Source organism: Sulfitobacter guttiformis (assembly GCF_003610455.1).
GTDB lineage: Bacteria > Pseudomonadota > Alphaproteobacteria > Rhodobacterales > Rhodobacteraceae > Sulfitobacter > Sulfitobacter guttiformis.
Genome location: NZ_RAQK01000001.1, coordinates 91,195 through 106,036, shown reverse-complemented (window position 1 = coordinate 106,036; position 14,842 = coordinate 91,195). Strand labels below are relative to the sequence as shown.

Genomic DNA, 14,842 nt, shown 5'->3' with positions numbered 1-14,842 from the left:
TCCGCTGGTAGTGGTGATGTTCAAAGCCCGCGACAAACAACGTGAGCTGAACAACCTGTTCACCGTTGTTGTCGTGGCGCTAGTAAGGGACGTATTCAAAAGACAACCAAAGCGCGAAAATCGTAGCGTTATTACTTGGACATTCCTGCGAATCTGATAGCGTGATAGGAATTATGAGCAGTCAACAGTTACCCCCGTTTAAAATAAAAGCTTGCTACCTCGGGCCTGTGTTTGAGCTTGAGGACGAATTGACAAAGCAGGCGCAGAATCTTATTTTTGCACGAAACGGTACAGGAAAATCTTTCTTGTCTCGTGCGTTCCGTTGTTTCGACCTGCATCAACAATGCAAGGATCTTTCCAAAGCTGCATTTCATTTGGTTTCTGAAGAGTCGTCAGATACCGCGAGCCTCAGTTTTTTGCGTGGGACAACTTCGCTAGGCGAGTTAGCTCTGAGCAAAAACACCGATACAGCAACGGTTACGACCGACGGCACCATTTTTTATGTGTTCTCTGAGGACTTTGTCAGTGATGAACTCCGTGAACGTGGCTATGAAATCGATGGCGACATTGAAAACGAAATCACAGTCGATAGTGATAACATTAAAATCAAAGAAATATCGAAAGATATAGAGGCAGCTCAAAAAGCGCTCGACATACATCGAGCAAAGCTTACTGAGTCATTTGAGGCGGTAAAAGTCGCTGAGCTAGCAACAAAAGCGAAGGTCAGTAAGCAGCTTCGAGACTACAAAACCCTTACACTCGACGCAGTATTACAGGCAAACGAAGAAAAGCCCGCAGCACCACCAATCTCGCTGTCTGCCATCATTGATCAACTTGATACACTCAAAGCTATACCAGCTGAGCCAGACTATCCGCAGGCGGCAACTAGCTTAGACCTGCAACGAGTTAAAGTCACTGGAATTAGTCAGTTGCTTGGCGAAGCAGTGTCGCCATCAACCGTTGCAAATGTGTTCAAGCAAAAAGTGGAAGCACACCATAGCTTCTATGAGGCGGGCGTTGCGCGAGTTACAAAGCACGACCTTGATAGTTGTCCTTTTTGCGAACAGTCAATCACCGCAGGTGAACCGAAGGCGCTCATTGATAACTTTGTCGCATACTTCAATGAAGCTGAGGAAAAGCACCGTAGAGTGCTCAAGGAGCAAGCAAGAAATATCCAAGATGCTCGCAAAACGATTGACGGAATTGAGACGGTGCTAGCGCGACAACGCGGTAAGTTTGACAAGCTGAAAGGCTTTATTCCCTCACAAAGCACAAAGTCACTTGAGGTGCCGGATAAGGAACTACAGAGCATACGAGATGACTTAGACGCCATCGAGGTTAGCCTAGACGCCAAGCAAAAAGCTATCGCATTACCTGTTTCACTTGGCGAGCAACATCTCGAAGTGAACTTAGAGCGACTAAACGAACTTATTGCACGCAACAATGAAATATGCGCCGATCTCCAAAGCGCAGTCGCAAAGGCAGACGACGAGCGGCGCAAATTGCAACGAGACGCATGCTCTGTCTTCGGCCTCGAATACGCGATTGAACACTGGACAAGCATCGAAACTTTACGTGGTCTGGATCAAAAGCTGACCGAACTGCAGCAGCAGCTTGCAGAACTCGAAAAGTCAGGTCCATCGAAACATGCGAAAGATCGGGTGGCGGAAACGTTCGTATTGTTGTTGAAGGAATTTTTTGGCGACAAGTATGTGTTCGACAAAGCTTCCTTTGCTCTAAAACGGGGCGATAAAGAGATGACGCGTGGCCCGCATCGAACATTGAGTGACGGTGAGAAGACTGCAATCGCTTTCTGTTACTTCATTGCTGCTATCCACAGACGTGTCACTGCCAACAGCGACTATGAAAAACTTTTCTTGGTGTTTGACGACCCAGTCACTTCAATGTCTTACGACTACGTCTTTGCCATCGCGCAAACCTTGAAGCACCTGAACATATCCAAACAAGGCGAGATAAGCGTGAACCCATCGAAAATTGATGGCAACAAGAGTCCGAGACCAAACCTACTTGTACTTACTCACAGCAGCTATTTCTTCAACGTAGCAAGAGCGAATGCCGTCATTAAACCGGAGGCGACGTTCGCGCTGAGCAACAATGGGACGAAACATACGATTACTCGAATGGGCCAATATGTTTCACCGTTCGAGCAACAGCTGGAGCACGTGTACCGAATAGCGCAAGGGACTGAGCCGGATCATTCTACCGGCAATTGCATACGTTCGGTCATTGAAGCTGTTGGGCGTTTCTGTCGACCAGACAAAACGCCATCTGTCCAAGAGTTCATAACGTTCTTGGCTGGTGAGGACGGGATTCCAATCAAGAGTGCACTGATAAACTCGATGTGCCACGGCACATACTACGATGAAACACCAACGGCTGACGACATTACGCTTGCTTGCAAAGAAGCAATTGCAGTGGTGAAGCGATATGCGCCGGGTCACTTAGAGATCTTGAAGAAAGCTGACAAGGCAAATGAAAGCTAGCGGTGCACAATCCCAAACTTATGGCAACTGAATACTGCTAGCGTAGTGAAAGTCTGCTCTAGCAGACCGCATCGCAGCATGGTCTGCCACCATTTAGTGGCAGCTATGGGCCGTAGAACCTCGACCACACCTGCGCTGGAGGCGCATTCAGTTCCGTGGTAGACGAAGCATTCTCTAAATTGCCAAGGTGAACGCATGTCCGAGTTGAAGATCCAGTGTCCGAAGTGTTCGAACGAAATTGAGCTTACTGAGCAATTAGCAGGCCCAATGCTGGCTGATCTGCGGGCGTCGTTCAACGATGAGCTGGCCAAGCGAGAGACACAAGCAACCGAAGCGTTGACCGCCGCAAAGGCGCAGGCCAAGGAAGCAGCGAAGGCCGAGTCCTCGGCTGCGCAGGCGGCATTACAAGACCGGCTCAAAGCGCAAGATCAAAAGCTAAAAGTGGCACAGATTGCCCAAACTGCGGCGCTGAAGCGTGAGCAGGAGCTTAAAGATAAAGAAGCTGAGATGGAGCTGACGTTGCAAAAGATGCTCGCAGCGGAACGCCCGGTTTTGGCTAAGAAATTATCCCGCGAGGCAGACGAAAAGGCCGGATTGAAACTGGCCGAGCAAGCGCAGGTCATGGAGGGCATGAAACGCCAGATCGAAGCGCTAAAACAGAAGTCCGAACAGGGGTCGATGCAGACCCAAGGCGAAGCTGCTGAGATCGTACTTGAGGAAACCTTAGCCGCAGCCTTTCCGATTGATGGATTTGTGCTGGTGGCCAAAGGGGTCAGCGGGGCGGATGTACGCCAAGATGTGACTGGGCCGAATGGCGTCGCTGGCAGTATTCTGTGGGAAAGCAAACGCACGAAAAACTGGACAGCAGCGTGGCTTGCCAAGTTGCGCGATGATCAAAGGGCGTCGGGATGTGAGGTTGCAGTAATAACATCCCATGCCTTGCCTGAGGGGGTGGATAGCTTCGGTATGGTCGACGGCATCTGGGTCTGTGCGCCACGTTTTGCGGTACCGCTGGCGACATCGCTGCGTCAGGCGTTGATTGATGTTGCTGGTGCGAAAGGCCGCGCCATGGGTCAGGAAACCAAGATGGAGATGGTCTACGATTATCTAACTGGCACGCAATTCAAACAACGTGTTGATGCGATTGTTGAGCGGTTTGAGGACATGCAAGACAATCTACGCAAAGAGCGCGTATTCATCGAAAAACAGTGGGCATTACGTGCCAAGCAAATCGATCTGGTGATCGCGTCTACCGTCGGCATGCACGGTGATTTACAAGGGATCGCAGGGCGTTCGATGCCTGAAATCGAAAGCGTTGAGGCACTGTTGATCGGGAATGCCGATTGAATCTGCACCAGATTTTCGCCAGCGATAAATCGGGGCCACGTTTGCCACGACGAATGTCTGGAATGACGAGCCGCGCCGTAGCATGCCTCTTGTTGAGTGGATGGCCAGTAAGGGCCGACCCGGCATTTGAATTAGCCCGACAAATATACCAAAACGCATGGCGCGCCCTTTACGTATAGTCGTCGATGCTGTCCTCCAAACTCTCGCCCGTCAGCTCGCAGAAGGTCTTTAGAGCACCTTGTAAAGTGAAATATTGATGTTCGCTGCGGTGAACGAACAGCTCGCCACGGATCGTGATTATGGCGACGGCCCAGTTCTTGATCGCTTCAGCTTCCGCAGCACGGGTAAGAACGACCAGCCCGCCTTCGACGAGCGCGCATTGAACGACCAAGCTCTGGTAAATGTCGTTCCGGGCGAAGACCTCTCCGAACCGGAGGTTCTGAGCGTATCGCTCCAAACCATCTTCTGAAACCGCCTCTGGGCATCCCGGAAACTTGGTCGGGACCTTCCACTTCACTTGGATCGCCGATTGCGTCAAGCTTTCATACTCTTCCGGCTCTGGCTCGAAATCAGCTCGCTCACGAGTGCCGTAGAGCCACTCGCCGATTGCGCCTCCGTTTGGGACGAAACCGCTCTTCGCCCACGCCTCGAAGCGGGATTTGGTTCTGGAACCTTCTTCTTTGGTCACAGTCCGCATCCATGAGACGTCGGGAAAGGATGTTTCGTTTATGGGTCTGGATGGATCTTCGAGAAACGCTTCTATCGACCCATAAGCCAGCTCAATGTGGCGTGCGGTGATTTCGTTTAAGAGTGCGTTTTCCAGCCTAGTGAGCCAACGCAGGTTCTCGGGCCTGTTATTCGCCCGGTTGGTGTCGATGTGATCGACAACATGCTGATCAGAGGGTGGCGGACCGTTGAAGGCACTGCAAACGATGCGGTGGATCGGCACACCGGCCAGGAGGTGATAGCCGGTCGTGACGTTCTGGCGCCCGAAGGTCCATGTTTTGTCGAGCGGACGGGCGCGTTTCCGGAATTCGTTCAGTCGATACACTGCGCCATTGTCACGGACGCAGTATCGCTCGCCGCGATACTCGACCTCGACTTCGGTTTCGTAGATCTCCAGCAGGTGGTCATGCTCGCCCATAGGCGTTTTCGAGGATGGCATCATGCTCTCCAGTGCAAGGGTGTCTCGGCCTTCCCCGGAATGGTCCGGTGCCGGTTCTATTCAGCAGATGTGAAGCGGGGCGTCCGGCGCTACCTTATGCTCTGGACGCACTGAGAGATTGTCGAATGTGTGAGGTCGGAGTCAAGAAGAACCAGGGGCAGAGCACACTCGGCCTACGCCCGCCAGTGCGTAGCAACGCTAATGTCGGCTTTGCGGGCTGCAACCGCAGCATCCAAGCACGGCATTGAGAGTTCGGTATGGGCCGTTTCCGGCGTACGTCGGCTTTTCGCAAAGGCCGATGCTTGCTGAAAGCCCCTCAGACTCTTGCGCTTGATCATGAAGCAAAGGGACAAATGCAATTATGAAAGGGTGGGAGAAAATAGCGCGCCCCAATTTTCGCATTTATATAATTAATTCATATGCTTAAATCATTGACAGGTGCCCTGCGCCGCTGTCAGTTTACCCAGATGTTGATCATTATTATCAGAGGGGCTGGGATGGATCCGAACACTGAAGATCTTGCTGCGCTTAAAGTTCTTAGACAATCTGACCCGGTTCTATTCACAACAGGCGGCGGCGGATTTTATGCGTTGGCGGATTCAATACCATCGGAGGTTCTTGAAGCCTTTGAGGCTTTGACCCCTTCGGTGAAGTATGTCAACGCGCGGCACGCATGGTGTTTGACGGTAGGTGAATGGCTGTCTTGCAGGGAACGGCTGATTTCAAAACTCATGCAGCGTATGAAAGGTCGGTCTCTCGAACTCGGGCTCACGGGAGCTTCGCCAGGCGACCTTAAGCAGGCTCCGATTTTGTGCCCTTGGATCGCGATCCAGGATCTCCAATGTGGCGGGGCAATCTTGATTGGTACGCAAGCAGGGCATCCGACTTTAAAGGGATCCTTAATCAACACATCGAGGCTTTGTGGCATCGATCCAGGTAAGACCTGGGCGCGTACAGCGTCGAGATGGTACCGGCTGGGTTATCCAGTTACGGCTGACAACATTCTAAGGCAGTTGGGGCCCAAAGTGGCGGCGCTACAGCATCTTGCGCTCGAGTTTTGGCAAGTCCAGGCACAGATCGCTGAGGATCAGATTTATGCGGGGCTCAGAGATGGATGAAGTCCGGGCAGATTTTCAAATTCGGCTTGGGACCTTTGGAAGGGGCCGGTCGCAGCGATTTGAGAAATGGTATTTTGCACGACCGCACATTAAAATGGGCGCCTCAATGTCGGTGAAGAGGTTAAACTTTCTCGGTGAGAAAGCATGACTATTGCGCTGAAATTCGGTTCTTATTCGCTGCCATGGCGAGATCTTCCAGGCCTTCTGCCGGAAAACGCCGAAGTGTTCGCCATCGGGGATGTTCACGGTCAGGCCGATTTACTGGAGCGGGTTCTTGAAGACATCCGGAATACACCGCGGAATGGCGCAGTACGGCATCTGGTATTCGTCGGCGATCTGATTGATCGCGGCCCTTCGTCGGTCGGTGCAGTTGATCTCGCTATGCGAGGTACCGCGCTTGCGAATGCTGACGTGTTGCACGTGCTGCCTGGAAATCACGATTTGGCTTTGCATTTCGGCCTATTGTTTCCGGACCTGCTATCGCTCTGGATTTCTGGTGGCGGTAAGACGGTTCTGTCCGAGTTGGGCATGTCCGAGGAAGATAATACCCCTTCGGAAATACAAGGAGAGCTCCGAAAGGTGATGCATCCAGAATACCTTCAACTGATGGCTGAGGGACCGACTTACTTACAGCTGGGAGATCTACTTTTTGTGCATGCTGGAGTGCATCCATACGGTGATGTCCCAGAGTTTTTGGGTCAGGATCGCTTCTTTGTAAGAGAAGAGTATCACTGGGCTACGATCCGGTACCCCTTTTTATCGCACCGGGACGGGTGGGACCTGCGAGACCCTGATCCGGAACGCCGAGACCGCAAACCGACGGTCATTGTTCATGGTCATACGCCTGCACTTCGCAGGGACATTGCCAGCGACGCTGATCTTGAATTCTGTGACGGGGTCGAGATCCACCGGTCCATCGCTCTCGATATCGGTGCGGCTTACAGAGCGCAGCTGGCTTACACGCGCATTCGTTCGCGAGGGGATAAGACTGAGATGCGGATTCACGCGGTGAAGGGGGAGCTTCCCGAAAAACTCTTGTGATGCAAAAGGTATCATCTTGATGTGCGGGGATGCTGGTACGGAGCTTCAAAAACACACTTTGGTATTTGGTAAAACATCGTTCAAGCGCAACCCATTCTGGTGTATCTCCATCGTTTCCATATAGAGATACGGAATAACGAAAGCAGTTGGAGCCACGCATTGGAACACATCGGAAATCTGGAGAAACGTTTGTGGTCATCGGCGGACGTTCTGCGGTCCACGTCGAACTTCGCAAGCAACGAGTATTTTATGCCCGTGATGGGGCTGATTTTCCTGCGTCATGCGTGTTCTCGGTATCTGAAAGTACGCGATGAAATCCTGCCGACATTGCCCAGCCGTGGGGGCGTCGTGCGCGATCTGACGAAAGCAGACTTTTCCAGCCGCAGTGCCATCTTCCTGCGGCCTGATGCGCAGTTTGACTACCTTATCAGTCTGCCTGAAGATCAAAGTCCGTCGGCTGCCGTCATTCATGCCATGGAGACGATCGAGGAAGACTATGAAGGCCTCACGGGCTTGCTGCCCAAGCAGGAGTATACAGAGCTGGACGATGATGCACTGCGTCAGGTTCTGCGTATCTTCAATGATCCGGCGCTGCAAAAGGCGGATGGCGATGTGTTCGGGCGCATCTATGAATATTTCCTGACCCAGTTTGCCGATCAGAAGGCACATGACAACGGCGAATTCTTCACGCCGATCAGTATCGTAGAGACCATCGTTAATGTTATCGAACCTGTGCGTGGCAAGATCATCGACCCTGCTTGCGGCTCTGGCGGCATGTTCGTGCAGTCGGCGCATTTCGTTGAGGCAATGAAGGCCAGCCCGAATGACGAGCTGACCTTCTACGGGATGGAGAAGAATCCGACCACGCTGCGGCTGGCCAAGATGAACCTCGCCGTGCATGGCCTTGATGGCGATATACAAAAGGCGATCAGTTATTACGAAGACCCGCACAAGGATCAGGGGCCGTTTGATTACGTCATGGCCAATCCGGCGTTCAATGTGGACGAGATCGACGCGGAGAAGATGAAGGACGATCCGCGCCTGACGTTCGGTCTGCCGGGCGTGAACAAGGGCGGCAAGGTGTCCAATGGCAACTATGTCTGGATATCGTTCTTTCATGCCTATCTGTCTGAAAGGGGCCGCGCGGGAATCGTAATGTCGTCGCAGGCGTCCTCGGCGGGGGGGCAAGAGGCGAAAGTGCGCGAGGCGCTGGTGAAATCAGGCGACATGGACATCATGTGCGCGATCCGCGGCAACTTTTTCTACACCCGCACCGTGCCCTGTGAAATCTGGTTCATGGACAAGGGCAAACCGGAGGCCATGCGGGACAAAGCGCTGATGCTGGATGCGCGGCACGTCTTCCGCAAGGTGACACGCAAGATTTTCGATTTCTCGCCCGAGCAGATGCAGAACCTCACGGCGATTGTCTGGCTGTATCGCGGGCAGAATGACCGCTTCAACGGGTTGGTGCGGGACTATCTGGAGACCGCGCGGGACGAGGCGCAGGGGGCGGCGTTTGCGGGGCTGATCGAGGCGTTGGAGGCGGCGCAGGGCTATCTGGTCAAACACACCGACACTGCGGAGCTTAAGGCGGGGATTGCCAAGCTCACGGGGGATGCGGAGGCGTTTGTGGCGACCTCTGCCGCGCTGGGGGAACCTGAGGCAGAGATTGCGGCGCTGACGGCGGCGCGGGATGCGATGCAGCCGATGGCGGAGCATGCAAAGGTGCTGATCAAGGAGATCGACCATCTGGCGAAGCTGGCGCAAAAGGCGCAAGAGGCTGCGATCGCGGGTGGGGAGAAGGCGGCGGAGGGCAAGAAGCTGTTGGCGGCGATTGCCAGTGCCCGCGTGGCGCTGACGGGTGATCCGGATGTGCAGCTGTCGGTGACGGGTGCCTTGCGGCGCGCGCGGTATTTCGAGGGGCAGGCGGAGTGGCTGCTGTCACGCTTTCCTGACGGCGTGCTTTGCGATGTGGAGGGGCTGGTCAAACTGGTTGACCACGCCGAGCTGGAAGCGAATGACTATAGCCTGACACCGGGGCGCTATGTGGGCGTGGCACCCGAGGTGGATGACGCAGATTTTGATTTCGACGCGACGATCAGGGAAATCCATCTGGAGATCGAGACGCTGAACGCCGAGGCGGTGGATCTGGCCGAGACGATTGCGGCGAATTTTGAAGAGTTGATTGTATGAGTTGGCCGACCCTTCAACTGCAAGAGATGACTGAGACGGAGAGATCAATCACTTATGGTGTCGTGAAGCCCGGACCAGAAGACGAAGAGAATGGCATCCTTTTTGTGCGTGGCGGTGATATAAAAGAAGGCAAAATCAACACGCTTGATCTGAGAACGATAACACAAGACACATCGAAACCTTATGCACGCACGATCTTGCGCGGGGGTGAGATATTGATTTCATTGGTCGGAAACCCCGGTGAAGCTGCGATTGTTCCTATGGAGCTTGCTGGAGCAAACATTGCGAGACAAGCAGGTCTTGTCGCATTGCGCCCAGAGTATAATTCGAAATTTATAATGTACTTTTAGCGGTCACCGAATGGCCGCTCAGAGCTTTTTCAGAGGACCAAAGGCGCTGTTCAGCAAGTTATCAATCTGGCTGATTTGAAGACCGTTAACATTCCACAGCCCGACCTCCCGACCCAAGAACGCATTGCCGCTATCCTTTCGGCCTATGACGACCTGATCGAAAACAACCGGCGGCGGATTGCTTTGTTGGAGCAGGCCGCAAGGCTGCTCTACCGCGAATGGTTCGTCCACTTCCGCTTTCCCGGCCATGAGACAGCAAAATTTTTGGACGGCCTGCCGGAGGGGTGGGAGTTGAAGCTGCTTCCCGAGGTTTGCGTTGAAGGTGACGGAATTCAGACGGGGCCATTTGGCAGCCAGCTTCATCAGGCTGACTACACCGAAGAGGGTGTTCCGGTGATCATGCCAAAGAACATCAAGGGAAATACTATCGACTGTGACGGCATCGCCCGAATTCCAGAAGCGCTGGCCGATAAGTTGGGGCGTCATCGAATGATTGTCGGGGATACGGTTTATGGACGGCGGGGCGAAATTGGCAGACGTGCGTTCATTGATGAAAAACAGGCTGGGTTCTTTTGTGGGACAGGTTGTTTGCGGATTAGACCAAACACATCGGTGATTGATGCAAGGTATCTTTTCGAGACACTCGGCGCGCCTGATACTGCTGGATTTATCGTCAATCAGGCGCTCGGATCGACAATGCCGAACCTGAGTGCGGGCGCGTTGAAGCAAGTTCCGATACTCTATCCACCTTTGGACATTCAGGCGGCGTTCAAGGCGATTGCAACGCCAAAGTTTGAAGCGGTCGATGTGCTGGAAACTCAAAATACCAAACTCACAGCCGCCCGCGATCTCCTGCTCCCGCGACTTATGGATGGACGTCTTCCCGTTTAACGGTACTCTGTTGATATGAATGATTATACCGAGGACCAGCTGGTCCAGACCACCATGGCCGATTATCTGCGCGACACGCACGGCTGGCGCTCGGTCATGGCGTGGAATTCGGAGACGTTTGGGGCCGAGGGCACACTGGGCCGCCGCTCTGATAAGGACATCGTTCTGACGCGCTATTTGTCCGAGGCGCTGGTGCGGCTGAACCCCGATCTGCCCGATGATGCCTATCGCTCCGCGCTGCGCGAGATTACTGACATCTTCGGTTCGCAATCGCTGACCCGCATCAATCAAGACAAATACCACCTGATCCGCGATGGCGTGCGCGTGAAATACCGCCAAGACGGCGTGCAAAAGACCCACCGTCTGCGCGTGTTCGATTACGACGACCCTTCGAGCAACGATTTCCTGTGTGTGCGAGAGATGTGGATACGCGGCTATGCCCACCGCCGCCGCGCCGATATCATCGGCTTCGTCAATGGATTGCCGCTGATGTTCTGCGAGCTGAAGCGCCCCGACAAAGACCTGCGCCGTGCGTATAACGAGAACCTGTCCGATTACAAAGACACGGTGCCGCATCTGTTCCATTTCAACGCGCTGGTCATTCTGGGCAACGGCGGCGAGGCCAAGATGGGCTCGATCACTGCCGACTACGAGCATTTCGCGGACTGGCTGAAGCTGGACGAGACGGATCGGCGCGACGGTATGCTGCCGATGGAGGCGTTGTTGAAGATCGTCTGCGACAAACGGCGGTTTCTGGATCTGTTCGAGAATTTCATCCTGTTTGCGGATACGGCGAGTGGCCCTGCGAAGATTTTGGCGAAGAACCACCAGTATCTCGGGGTGAACCGCGCTGTGGAGGCCGTGGAGCGGCGCGAAAGCCTTAAGGGTAAGCTGGGCGTGTTCTGGCATACCCAAGGGTCGGGCAAGTCGTTCTCCATGGCGCTGTTCACGCAGAAGGTGCATCGCAAGCTGGGGGGCGATTATACTTTCGTGGTGCTGACGGATCGAACCGATCTGGACAACCAGATTTACAAGACGTTTGCCTCTGTGGGCTTGGCGAATAACGATAAGGACCCGTGCCGTGCCGGATCAGCGGCGGGTCTGCGCGATCTGCTGGGCAAGCAGAAAAAGGTCGTCTTTGCGATGATCCAGAAATTTACGGACGCGCAGGCCGAGGGGGGCGTGTATTCCGACCGTGACAATGTGATTGTCATGACGGACGAGGCGCACCGCACGCAATACGGCACGCTGGCGCTGAACATGCGCAAGGGGCTGCCAAACGCCAGCTTCATCGGCTTCAATGGCACGCCGTTGTTCGGCAATGACGAGGTGACCAAGCAGGTGTTCGGCGAGTACCTGTCCACCTATGATTTTCAGGATGCGATCCTCGATGGCGCGACCTTGCCGCTGTTCTACGACGCGCGGGGTGATAAGCTTCAGGTTTCAGGCGAGGGATTAAATGAAAAGCTGGCTGCGGCAATTGCGGATGCGGAGATTGATGATCCGAACGTTGCAGCAAAGCTGTCGGATGATCTGAAGCGCGAATACCATATCGTCACTGCAGAGCCGCGTTTGCAGCATGTGGCAAAGGATTTCGCATCGCATTTCTCGACGAACTGGGAAAGTGGCAAGGCCATGTATGTGGCGATCGATAAGATCACGGCTGTGCGGATGTATGAGTACATCAAGGCGGCATGGGCGGCGCGGATTGCAGCGCTGCAGATCGAGCTGAGAACCCTCGGTGATGATCAGGAAAAGGTCATCCGCAGCCAGCAGATTGAATGGATGCGCGAGACCGAGATTGCCGTTGTCGTCAGTGACGAGCAGGGCGAGGTGAAACGGTTTGCTGATTGGGGCCTGGATATCATCCCGCATCGCAAGCTGATGAAGGATGGCTTCACGGTCAGAGAGACCGTCGGTGGTCGTGAGATCGAAAAGCGGCTGGATGTCGAGACGGCTTTCAAGCGCGATGACCATCCGTTCCGCATCGTGATTGTCTGTGCGATGTGGCTGACTGGTTTTGATGTGCCGTCGCTCTCTACGCTGTATTTGGACAAGCCATTGCAGGCGCACACCCTGATGCAGGCCATCGCGCGCGCGAACCGTGTGAAAGAGGGCAAGAACAACGGGTTGATCGTGGATTACTGCGGCATTCTGAAAAACCTCCGCAAAGCGCTGGCGACTTTTGCTGGACATACGGGCGAGGGACCTGTGGGAGGACCTGGTGAGGCACCTGAGGTTGATCCATTGAATCCTGATGACAAACTTCTTGCCGAGCTGGCAGAGGCCATCGGGCTGGTGCGCGAGCGTCTGACCGCCGAAGGGTATGATCCTGATCGGATGAAAGATGCGTCTGGTTTTAATAAGCTCAAAGCGCTTCAGGATGCGAAAGAGCTGATCAACACGAACGACGAGACGCGCAAAGGGTTTGAGATTGCGTGTCGCGCTGTGTTTCGCAAATACAAAGCATGCCTGACGTTTGAGCGTGTTGTGACCTATAAAGCCGACTATCAGGCGATCAACTACATCTACAGCTCTCTTCAGGACGACAAGGCTGACGCTGATACGGCGGCCATCATTCAACAATTGAACGCGATTGTCGCAGAAGCCATCGACATCAAGGCGGACCGTGAGGAGGATCGGATTTTCGACATCTCTAAGGTCAATTTTGAGATGCTCCGGAAGGAATTTGCAAAAAGCGAGCGCAAGGCCGGCGACGTGCAAGACCTTCGCAGTGTCTTGCAAAAGCGCCTCGCGAAAATGCTCGCAGCAAATCCGACGCTGAATGATTTCCAGGAGCGGTTCGACGAGATCATCGCCGATTATAACAAGGAAAAAGACAAGAATACGATCGAAGCCACTTTCGAAGCGCTGATGCGGCTTACGGCCGAGATGGAGGGCGAAACACAAGCGCATGTCGCCTTGGGGCTCACCTTTGATCAGAAGCCGGTCTTTGATCTGCTGGTCCAGGATGACCTGTCAAAAGAAGAGATAAGGCAAATCAAATCAGCATCGGTAGAATTGTTGAAGGCAATCCAGCGCAAGATTGAGGCTGTGCAGGATATATTCCAGAAGCAAAGTACCCGGGATGGCCTCAGGCAGGAGATTTATGATTTGCTGTATGATGAGCGCACAGGATTGCCTGCATCAAAATATGATGAAGACGCGCTGGGAGTGAAGACAGATGCGCTGTTCCAGTTTTTTGAAAACACTCACGGCACTGAGGTCAGACCAAATTGATAAGTGGAATGGTCATTCTGATTTTGGGCAAAGCGGGTATCATCGTCGAAAAAGTTCGCAACAAAGAGCGCTGACCGCATGGATCGACCAGTTTACGATGCGGATGTAAGTTCCAATCACTGGATGGACTTATCCAAAGCATTACCTTCGATTGCGGTGGACAAGCATTTTCATACTGAGGGAAAATGTATCCGCCGATTGAAATCTGTTCGATGGCCAAAGGGTTTGACCTGTAGCGCATGTGGTTCAAGCAACATCGGCAAAATCAAGACGCGAAAACCGTACCAGTGCCGCGAATGTCGGCACCAATTTTCGGTTACTTCAGGTACAATTTGCCATCGCTCGCATCTTGATCTGCAACAATGGTTTATTGCGGCTGAGATGATTATTTCTGCGAATGTGAGCAGTCGGAGGATTGAATTACAAACATCTGAGAGGCTCAAACAGAGGTTCGAGATTACCTACAAGGTTGCTTTTGATCTTCGTAAAAAGTTGCGCACTGATCTTATTCTTCCAAGCGGTGGGCTGATCGGGCGCTGTATCTGCGTGAAGCAAAGCGCCGAAACACAAGAACATGTAGCACTGCACAAAAGCTGATCTTTAATTCAGGACTTCGGCAACAATTATTGATGAGGTAAAGGGATAACTCTTTTCAGGTTTATTCATCCCAGCCGTATCGCTTCAGATTCCTTGACATACTTGGCCAATACCAAACAAGAAATTCAGCTTTTTAAAATGAATGGTTGGAAGTTGGAGTGGTTCAAGGGACGTAGTGTAAAACATATGAAATTAGTAAATTCGCAACAAAAACAGATGGTTGACTCGAATCTTTCATTGTTTCCTATTGGATGGAGCGCATCATTTCGCCCTCTTGGTGCAGCGACATGGACAGCGGTAGAGAGCAGGAAAGAGGCTGAGATGAACATTCGCAAAGCTCTCGGATTTGAGAGTTCAAACGCAGACCTGGCAAATGAATACTCATTATTTGTGTAT

At 53.1% G+C, this 14,842-nt stretch carries 10 protein-coding genes and 1 pseudogene; 10 read left to right on the top strand and 1 reads right to left on the bottom strand.

Annotation, left to right across the window (positions count from 1 at the left end):
- The first annotated feature begins 173 nt into the window (after nucleotides 1-173).
- Both C8N30_RS00505 and C8N30_RS00500 read left to right on the top strand, forming a co-directional pair.
- Nucleotides 174-2,504 (top strand): AAA family ATPase, encoded by a 2,331-nt coding sequence (locus C8N30_RS00505; protein ID WP_025062530.1) that lies wholly within the window; start codon nucleotides 174-176, stop codon nucleotides 2,502-2,504.
- 195 nt (nucleotides 2,505-2,699) lie between these two features.
- Entirely contained in the window at nucleotides 2,700-3,851 is a 1,152-nt protein-coding gene (locus tag C8N30_RS00500; protein WP_025062529.1) for a DUF2130 domain-containing protein, read from the top strand.
- A 169-nt stretch (nucleotides 3,852-4,020) separates the two neighbouring features.
- On the opposite strand, the gene C8N30_RS00495 is transcribed toward C8N30_RS00500, so the two are convergent.
- Entirely contained in the window at nucleotides 4,021-5,016 is a 996-nt protein-coding gene (locus tag C8N30_RS00495) for an HNH endonuclease signature motif containing protein (RefSeq protein WP_025062528.1), read from the bottom strand.
- A gap of 497 nt (nucleotides 5,017-5,513) precedes the next feature.
- Between C8N30_RS00495 and C8N30_RS00490 the strand changes: the two genes are divergently transcribed.
- From C8N30_RS00490 to C8N30_RS00460, 8 genes and pseudogenes are all read left to right on the top strand, one after another.
- Complete coding sequence (locus C8N30_RS00490) at nucleotides 5,514-6,134, top strand: DUF6634 family protein (protein WP_147419664.1); 621 nt, start codon at nucleotides 5,514-5,516, stop codon at nucleotides 6,132-6,134.
- A gap of 144 nt (nucleotides 6,135-6,278) precedes the next feature.
- Complete coding sequence (locus C8N30_RS00485) at nucleotides 6,279-7,175, top strand: metallophosphoesterase (protein WP_025062526.1); 897 nt, start codon at nucleotides 6,279-6,281, stop codon at nucleotides 7,173-7,175.
- Between the two features lie 159 nt (nucleotides 7,176-7,334).
- On the top strand, nucleotides 7,335-9,368 hold the full coding sequence (locus C8N30_RS00480) for a class I SAM-dependent DNA methyltransferase (RefSeq protein ID WP_025062525.1): 2,034 nt from the start codon (nucleotides 7,335-7,337) through the stop codon (nucleotides 9,366-9,368).
- Nucleotides 9,365-9,718 carry a restriction endonuclease subunit S domain-containing protein gene (locus tag C8N30_RS00475; protein ID WP_025062524.1) on the top strand — a complete coding sequence of 118 codons (354 nt, stop codon included), beginning with the start codon at nucleotides 9,365-9,367 and terminating at the stop codon, nucleotides 9,716-9,718. The genes C8N30_RS00480 and C8N30_RS00475 overlap by 4 nt, the downstream gene beginning before the upstream one ends.
- 48 nt (nucleotides 9,719-9,766) lie before the next feature.
- A pseudogene (locus C8N30_RS19765) lies at nucleotides 9,767-9,901 on the top strand (restriction endonuclease subunit S); the annotation flags it as partial.
- Between the two features lie 216 nt (nucleotides 9,902-10,117).
- Complete coding sequence (locus tag C8N30_RS19760; RefSeq protein WP_322787453.1) at nucleotides 10,118-10,609, top strand: restriction endonuclease subunit S; 492 nt, start codon at nucleotides 10,118-10,120, stop codon at nucleotides 10,607-10,609.
- Between the two features lie 15 nt (nucleotides 10,610-10,624).
- Nucleotides 10,625-13,849 carry a type I restriction endonuclease subunit R gene (locus C8N30_RS00465; RefSeq protein WP_025062522.1) on the top strand — a complete coding sequence of 1,075 codons (3,225 nt, stop codon included), beginning with the start codon at nucleotides 10,625-10,627 and terminating at the stop codon, nucleotides 13,847-13,849.
- A 78-nt stretch (nucleotides 13,850-13,927) separates the two neighbouring features.
- Nucleotides 13,928-14,446: a transposase gene (locus tag C8N30_RS00460; RefSeq protein ID WP_025062521.1), complete on the top strand. Its 519-nt coding sequence runs from the start codon at nucleotides 13,928-13,930 to the stop codon at nucleotides 14,444-14,446.
- Nucleotides 14,447-14,842: the final 396 nt, after the last annotated feature.

What these genes read in the sequence shown, in the direction of transcription:
- C8N30_RS00475 (WP_025062524.1), top strand. Translation starts at nt 9,365, where the DNA reads ATGAGTTGGCCGACCCTTCAACTGCAAGAGATGACTGAGACGGAGAGA.
- C8N30_RS00485 (WP_025062526.1), top strand. Translation starts at nt 6,279, where the DNA reads ATGACTATTGCGCTGAAATTCGGTTCTTATTCGCTGCCATGGCGAGAT.
- C8N30_RS19760 (WP_322787453.1), top strand. Translation starts at nt 10,118, where the DNA reads ATGCCAAAGAACATCAAGGGAAATACTATCGACTGTGACGGCATCGCC.
- C8N30_RS00500 (WP_025062529.1), top strand. Translation starts at nt 2,700, where the DNA reads ATGTCCGAGTTGAAGATCCAGTGTCCGAAGTGTTCGAACGAAATTGAG.
- C8N30_RS00465 (WP_025062522.1), top strand. Translation starts at nt 10,625, where the DNA reads ATGAATGATTATACCGAGGACCAGCTGGTCCAGACCACCATGGCCGAT.
- C8N30_RS00505 (WP_025062530.1), top strand. Translation starts at nt 174, where the DNA reads ATGAGCAGTCAACAGTTACCCCCGTTTAAAATAAAAGCTTGCTACCTC.
- C8N30_RS00490 (WP_147419664.1), top strand. Translation starts at nt 5,514, where the DNA reads ATGGATCCGAACACTGAAGATCTTGCTGCGCTTAAAGTTCTTAGACAA.
- C8N30_RS00495 (WP_025062528.1), bottom strand. Translation starts at nt 5,016, where the DNA reads ATGCCATCCTCGAAAACGCCTATGGGCGAGCATGACCACCTGCTGGAG.
- C8N30_RS00460 (WP_025062521.1), top strand. Translation starts at nt 13,928, where the DNA reads ATGGATCGACCAGTTTACGATGCGGATGTAAGTTCCAATCACTGGATG.